At 71.7% G+C, this 6,572-nt stretch carries 6 protein-coding genes; 4 read left to right on the top strand and 2 right to left on the bottom strand.

Annotation, left to right across the window (positions count from 1 at the left end):
* Nucleotides 1-203 precede the first annotated feature (203 nt).
* The 4 genes from AC3A46_RS16735 to AC3A46_RS16720 all read left to right on the top strand — a co-directional run bounded on the left by AC3A46_RS16735 (nt 204) and on the right by AC3A46_RS16720 (nt 4,321).
* Nucleotides 204-923, top strand: coding sequence for a bifunctional 4-hydroxy-2-oxoglutarate aldolase/2-dehydro-3-deoxy-phosphogluconate aldolase (locus tag AC3A46_RS16735; RefSeq protein ID WP_487666211.1), 720 nt, complete (start codon nt 204-206; stop codon nt 921-923).
* The gene (locus tag AC3A46_RS16730) at nt 920-2,668 is read left to right on the top strand and encodes a glycoside hydrolase family 35 protein (RefSeq protein ID WP_487666210.1); all 1,749 of its coding nucleotides are present in this window, start codon (nt 920-922) and stop codon (nt 2,666-2,668) included. Before AC3A46_RS16735 ends, AC3A46_RS16730 begins: the two co-directional genes overlap by 4 nt.
* A gap of 42 nt (nt 2,669-2,710) precedes the next feature.
* A complete protein-coding gene (locus AC3A46_RS16725) occupies nt 2,711-3,346 on the top strand; it encodes a DUF6226 family protein (RefSeq protein WP_487666209.1) in 636 nt (211 codons plus the stop codon).
* Between the two features lie 84 nt (nt 3,347-3,430).
* A complete protein-coding gene (locus AC3A46_RS16720) occupies nt 3,431-4,321 on the top strand; it encodes a carbohydrate kinase family protein (protein ID WP_487666208.1) in 891 nt (296 codons plus the stop codon).
* On the opposite strand, the gene AC3A46_RS16715 is transcribed toward AC3A46_RS16720, so the two are convergent.
* Together AC3A46_RS16715 and AC3A46_RS16710 are read right to left on the bottom strand one after the other, a co-directional pair.
* Nucleotides 4,302-4,727, bottom strand: a complete 426-nt coding sequence (locus AC3A46_RS16715; RefSeq protein ID WP_487666207.1) for a pyridoxamine 5'-phosphate oxidase family protein — start codon at nt 4,725-4,727, stop codon at nt 4,302-4,304. The two genes, AC3A46_RS16720 and AC3A46_RS16715, sit on opposite strands and share 20 nt — an antisense overlap.
* A gap of 272 nt (nt 4,728-4,999) precedes the next feature.
* Nucleotides 5,000-6,484: an HNH endonuclease signature motif containing protein gene (locus AC3A46_RS16710; RefSeq protein WP_487666206.1), complete on the bottom strand. Its 1,485-nt coding sequence runs from the start codon at nt 6,482-6,484 to the stop codon at nt 5,000-5,002.
* Nucleotides 6,485-6,572 lie beyond the last annotated feature (88 nt).

The raw sequence follows: 6,572 nt of genomic DNA, 5'->3' as shown, positions 1-6,572 counted from the left end.
CGCCCCGGCGCCGGCCGCCGCTCCGGCTCCGACCGCCGCCCCGGCTCCCGCCGCCCCAGCTCCGGCCGCCGGCACCCCAACCCCGACATGACGGGTTCGGGGCGCGTCCCGAGCGTTCGGGGCGCACGCCGCACGCCCCGAAAGCACGCGGTGCGCCCCAAACCCGCAACGATGACCGAACCCGACACCCGAAGGACCCGCGAATGACCTCCCAGCCCACCTCATCGAGCGCGATGGTCCCCACGCCCCCTCCGGTCGCCGCTGGCGCGTCGGCCGGAGCCTCCGGGCGCGTGGGCCCAGCCGCCGCCCAGGGCGCTTGGTTCGACACGGCGTTCGCCGGGGCGCCGCTCATGGCGATCCTCCGCGGCATGGGCGTCGAGCGCTCGGTGCGCCTCTCCGAGACCGCGTGGGACCTCGGAATCGATTCGGTCGAGGTGCCGCTGCAGACCGACGAGGACGAGCGCGCCCTGCGCGCCGTCGTGGAGGCCGCGAACGCCCGGGGCAAGAGCGTCGGTGCCGGCACCATCATCACGCCGGAGCAGGTGACGCGGGCCGCCGACGCCGGCGCGGTGTATCTCGTCTCGCCGGGACTCGACCCGGTCGTCGTCCGGGCGGCGCAGGATGCCGGCATCCCGATCCTCCCCGGAGTCGCCACCCCCAGCGAGGTCCAGCTCGCCGTCTCGCTCGGGCTGACGTGGCTCAAGGCGTTCCCCGCGACGTGGCTCGGGAGCGGTTGGTTCAAGCACATCCGCGGACCGTTCCCGCAGGTGACGTTCGTCGCCACCGGCGGACTCGACGCCTCGAACGTCGAGGAGTTCCTCGACGCCGGGGTTCGCGTCGCCGCCGTCGGCTCGGCCCTCGAAGACGCGTCACAGCTCGAGCGCCTCGCCGCGGTGCTCCACGCCCGCACGGCTGCGCGATGACCGCCGGCGCGCGCTCGTTCGCGATCGGCGAGACCGACTTCCTCCTCGACGGAGAGCCCTTCCGGGTGCTCGCCGGGGCGCTGCACTACTTCCGGGTGCACCCGGGACAGTGGGCCGATCGCATCCGCAAGGCCAAGCTCATGGGGCTCAACACCATCGAGACGTACGTCGCGTGGAACGCCCACGAGCCGGTGCGCGGCGAGTGGGACGCGACCGGCTGGAACGACCTCGGCCGGTTCCTCGACCTCGTCGCGGCGGAGGGTATGCACGCGATCGTGAGGCCCGGTCCCTATATCTGCGCCGAGTGGCACAACGGGGGACTGCCCGTCTGGCTGACGGCGCTCGAAGGCGTCGGCCTTCGTCGTTCCGAGCCTCGCTACCTCGAAGAGGTGACCGCGTACCTCGAGCGGGTGTACGAGATCGTGGCTCCGTACCAGATCGACCGCGGCGGACCCGTCATCCTGGTGCAGATCGAGAACGAGTACGGCGCGTACGGCGACGACACCGCCTACCTCGAGCACCTCGTGCGGGTGACGAAGGATGCCGGCATCACGGTCCCGCTCACCACGATCGACCAGCCGACCGACCAGATGCTCCGCGACGGCAGCGTCGCGGGCGTGCATCTCACGGGTTCTTTCGGATCCCGCGCGGCCGAGCGCCTCGAGACCCTGCGCCGGCACCAGCCCACCGGGCCCCTCATGTGCGCCGAGTTCTGGGACGGCTGGTTCGACTGGTGGGGCAACACGCACCACACGACACCGGCTGCGGCTTCGGCCGCCGAGCTCGACGCGCTGCTGGCGTCGGGCGCGTCCGTGAACTTCTACATGTTCCACGGCGGCACCAACTTCGGGCTGACGAACGGCGCGAACGACAAGGGCCGTTACCTGCCGATCGTGACGTCGTACGACTACGACGCCCCGCTCGACGAGCGCGGCGATCCGACCGAGAAGTACTTCGCGTTCCGTGATGTCATCGCGAAGTACGCGCCCGTGCCCGACGAGGTGCCCGCGGCGAGCGGCCCGGCTCCCACGTTCGAGGTGGCGCTGGAGCCGGTCGAGCCGGTGGTGGCGGCATCCGTGTCTCGTCACGAGACCCCGCCGACGTTCGAGGATCTCGGACACCTGAGCGCGCTCGTCGCGTACGAGGCCGACCTCGATGGCCGCGGGGGAGTGCTCCGCTTCGGCGAGGTGCGCGACCACGCGTGGGTGTCGGTCGACGGCGTGGCGGTCGGCACGCTGTCGCGCACACGGCACGAGGACGCACTCGTCGTTCCCGCAGGTCGCCAGCTGCGAGTCCTCGTCGAGGAGCAGGGCCGCGTCAACTACGACGTGCGCCTCGGCGAGCCCAAGGGCCTCATCGGGCCGGTGACGCTGGCGGGTGAGCCCCTCAGCGGGTGGGCGGCGACGCCCATCGACGTCGCCGCTCTCGCTGCTGCGGCGACGGATGCTGCAACCGCCGCCTCCGCGGAGACCGGCGTCGCTCCGTTCGTGCTGCGGGGCTCGTTCACGCTCGACGATCCTGCCGACCTCTTCCTCGACACTCACGGCTGGGGCAAGGGCTTCGCCCTCATCAACGGCTTCCTGCTCGGCCGCTACTGGTCGAACGGCCCGCAGCGCACGTTGTACGTTCCGGCTGCCGCGCTGAACGCGGGGGAGAACGTCGTCGTCGTGGTCGAGCTGGATCGTGTCGCCGACGCGATCGCGCGATTCGTCGCCGGGCCCGACCTCGGGCCGCTCGAGGAGTAGCCGGGGACGCAGTCGGCCGGTGCCCCGCGATAGGTTGGCCGCATGCCCGGCTACCTGCGCCCGTCGCCGCCGGCCCGGGTGTTCGTCGACGCATCGGGTGCACCGATCGCCTACGGCGAGCGGTGGGGCGGCGAGTCGCCACCCCAAGACACGTACTCGGTGACGAGCGATCTCGAGCGGTTCGCGCCCCTGCACGACGTCGCGGATGCTCTGATCACGTGGCTGGAGCAGTCGTTCGACGTCACCGTCGAGGATTCCCCGGAGGCCGCAGCCGATCTCGCGCGGGTGCCTGCGGATGCTGTGCGAGCCGTGCGTGTGCGACCGGCCGACGACGCAGCGTCGCCGTTGACCTTCGTCTTCACGTCGTTCCCCGGCATCCATCTGCACGCCGGCTTCCTCGTCGACGCGTACTTTCCGGTATGCGGCTGCGATGCGTGCGACGAGACGTGGGAGAGCACTGCGGACGAGATGGAGCAGATGGTGTTGGCCGTGGTCGAGGGTGGTCTGTCGGAGCGGTTGACCGAGGGCGCCGAGTTGCCGGTGTCGTTCCGCCTGCAGCGCGGGGACGGTTGGCGCGGCGGCACGAGCCGTGCGCAGGACCACCCCGCTGAGCGCCTGGCCGCGGCGAACTCGGCGCTCGTGGCCGGCCGCACATGGGTGGCGTGGCAGCCGCGGTAGCGCGCGCCGTCCAATGCAGCCGCGGGATGGAGTCGTTGACGGGGCTGAGGAGCGAGAGCAGAAGGCGGCTGGTTTACTGGGCGGATGCCCCTCGCTGACGCCCGGGTCGCCGTGTGCGGACCCGCCTCGTGGAACCACCTCATCCTCCTCGACCGGCTTCCCGAGCCGGTGCCGCACATGCAGTTCGCGCTCAGTGATCTGCACACCCTCGGCGGGACGTCGGCCGGCAAGGCTCTGCACCTGGCCGATCGCGGCGTCGACGTGGCCCTCCACGCGCTCCTCGGTGCCGACGACGACGGCCGCCGGGTGTCTGAGGCGCTCGACGCGGCGGGCGTGCGGGTCGAGGCCTACGCCTCGGAGCGCACCGAGCGCCATGCGAACCTGATGACCGCCACAGGGGAGCGCGTGAGTCTCTACCTCGCGACGCCGTCGGCGGCATCCGTCGACACCATCGATCGCATCGACGACGCCCTCGCCGGCGTGGACGTCGCGGTCGTCGATCTCAGCGAGGTCGGCGTGGCGATCGTGCGCCGCCGACTCACCGGCGCTGCGGGCGTTCCGATCTGGACCGACCTGCACGACTACGACGGGACGGCGGAGTTCCACGAGCCGTTCCTGCGCGCCGCCGACGTGGTCTTCATGAACGACGACGCGACCGACGACCCGTGGGTGCTCATGCAGAGCTGCCTCGACCGCGGTCCGCGGCTCGCCGTCTGCACCCTCGGCGCGCAGGGTGCCGTCGCGCTCGCCGCGTCGGGCGAACGTGCGACGGTCGCGGCGGTTCCGGTCGACGTCGTCGACACGAACGGCGCCGGCGACGCGTTCTTCGCGGGGTTCCTGGCCGCCTCGCTCACCGGCGAAGGACTGGATGGATGCCTCGCCGCTGGCGCCCGTCAGGCGGTCGTGGCGCTGTCGTCCGAGCACCTGCATCCGGCGGTCGCCGCCGGTGGTGGGGTCACCAGCGCGCTTCGGTGACGTGGGCGGGGCGGCTCGACGCGTCGTAGACCCGCACCCACGCCGGGCGGACGACGATGACCGCGAACTCCGGATCGAGCGCGCGCGACCCGGGGAACTGCTCGTTGTAGGCCCCGCCGTACTCTTCGCGGAGCGTTCCGTGCACGATCGTCCCGAAGCCGTCGATCTGGACGGACACCGCGCCGTCCGTCCCGATGACGACGGCCATGCGGTGATCGTGGCGGAGGTTCTCCGCTTTCCGCGAGAGAACGAGGGTGTCGAACACGAGCGTGCCGTCGTCGAGCGCGGCGATTCCGACGAGCGCCGCTTCGGGCGCCCCCGACGGCGACACGGTCGCGACGACGCCTTGCGCTTCGGCGCGCACGAAGTCCACGAATGCCGGAACGTCGCGCGGATCGAACGCCATCCGCTCACAGTACGGCAGAGAAGGCCGCCGGGGCATCGGCTTTCAAGAACAGCGGATGCCTCCCCGCGTCCAGTCAGAAGCTGGTGTTGAGGGCGAAGATCGGCCACGCCTGTTGGCGTGCGTGCCCGTACGCCCGCACGCCCACGCCCACGCCCGCGCCCGCGCGCCCGTGCGCCCGCACGCCCGCACGCCCGCACGCCCGCCTGTCGCCGCGCGCGCCTGCCCGCCCGCCATGCCTGCGTACGCACTTGTCGCACCCACGCGCCTGCACGTCATGCCGCCTCGAATCGCCGGGGAGACTTCGATCTCAACGCGACGGGCCGGCCGATCTCACCCGTGGCGGGGTCGGGCGGTGGATGGAGCCAGTACGTGTCGGCGTCGCTGAGGGGATCCCGCGTCCGTGTGATGCGCCACCGCTGGTTGTGAAGGCGCAGATGGCAGTTGCGGCAGAGCGCGATCCCATCGTCGACATCGGTGCGGCCGTGATGCTCCCACCAGTGATCGATGTGGTGATACTCGCACTGCGAGATCGGCGCGCCGCAGGACGGCCACATGCAGCCGCCGTCGCGGGCGGCGATGGCGATGCGCTGCTTTCTCGTGAAGAGGCGAAGCTCACGCCCGACGTCGAGCGGGCGCCCATCCGGCCCCCACATCAGCGGGATCACGCCGGACTCGCACATCCGCGCCTCGATGACGCCCCCGGGCAGAGCGTGTCCGCCGTCCTCCAGGTGCCCGACGCCGGTGACGTGCATCTCGCCGCGTTCACCGCCGCCCGCCACCGCGCCCGCCTCGATGACGATACGCACTCCCGGCTGCCGATCGCCGAATGCCTGCTGGGGGTCGGCGTTCGCGCCGGTGCGCAGCACGGCGACGATCGTGTCGTACTGCAGCTGCTCGTTCGACCGGCTGTCAGCCTCGGCCGCGCGCATCTTCTCGACGGCGTCGGTGCCGACGAAGCGCGGCCCGCGACGCGGCCGCAGTGCGGCTTGCAGGAGGGCATCCACCCAGGCGCCCGCCTCGTCGTCGAAGAGGATGTGCGCGTGCCGCTGACCGTCGTGGTCGATCCAGGTGCGGAAGGAGCGGGCGTCGAAGCGCTCTTCGAAACGGAGCGTGACGCCGACCGGATCGAGCCGATCTCGCGCGATGCGCGCCTGGCTGCGGAGCTCTTCCACGGGCAGCCCGCTCTCTTCTTCGAGCAGCATGTTCACGGCGCGAGCCCACGCCTGCGGGAGGAAGTCGGGCGCCAGCTCCGGGTAGCGCTCGACGGGCGGTTCTCCGAGCCCAGAGCGGATCGCCTGGAACTGCGCCTGCGTCAGACGCCCCGAAGCGAGCGCATCTCGAAGCGCGCCCAGCCACTCCTGGACCACCTGTGCAGCCGGAACGCTTGCCCTGGAGACATCGGCTGCCGGCGGCTCCGCCGGGGCGAGCTCCCTGCCCGCGTCCACAGCTCGCGCGACATCTGCTCGCCCGAGCCCCGTGAGGTGCTGCACGAGCGCCGTGCCGGTACGCAGACCCTTCCGCTGCGCGAGCCCCTCGTAGCCGAGCTCGCGTGACGAGCGGCGCGACACCTCTGCCGACGCTCCTGCGACGATCAGCTCGAGCGCCTTCCGCGCCTCCGTCGTGTCGGCGAGCAGCGCCAGGAGGTCGTCGTCGGCGAGCCCTCCCACTTCGGCACCGCCGTCGCCGAGCCGCGAGGCGACCCGAGCTGCAGCATCCGTCAACCGCATCGCGGGGGAGGGTGCGGCTGAGAAGTTCATAGCACAAATATACGAATGACCTCCGACATCCGCTCGGCGCTGCCGGTGATCACGGACGCCGACAACGACCTGGCCCGTCGACTGCCGG

The organism is Microbacterium sp. Soil_C_42 (assembly GCF_057656735.1).
This window is presented reverse-complemented; position numbering and strand designations above follow the sequence as displayed.

What these genes read in the sequence shown, in the direction of transcription:
- AC3A46_RS16735 (WP_487666211.1), top strand. Translation starts at nt 204, where the DNA reads ATGACCTCCCAGCCCACCTCATCGAGCGCGATGGTCCCCACGCCCCCT.
- AC3A46_RS16730 (WP_487666210.1), top strand. Translation starts at nt 920, where the DNA reads ATGACCGCCGGCGCGCGCTCGTTCGCGATCGGCGAGACCGACTTCCTC.
- AC3A46_RS16725 (WP_487666209.1), top strand. Translation starts at nt 2,711, where the DNA reads ATGCCCGGCTACCTGCGCCCGTCGCCGCCGGCCCGGGTGTTCGTCGAC.
- AC3A46_RS16720 (WP_487666208.1), top strand. Translation starts at nt 3,431, where the DNA reads ATGCCCCTCGCTGACGCCCGGGTCGCCGTGTGCGGACCCGCCTCGTGG.
- AC3A46_RS16715 (WP_487666207.1), bottom strand. Translation starts at nt 4,727, where the DNA reads ATGGCGTTCGATCCGCGCGACGTTCCGGCATTCGTGGACTTCGTGCGC.
- AC3A46_RS16710 (WP_487666206.1), bottom strand. Translation starts at nt 6,484, where the DNA reads ATGAACTTCTCAGCCGCACCCTCCCCCGCGATGCGGTTGACGGATGCT.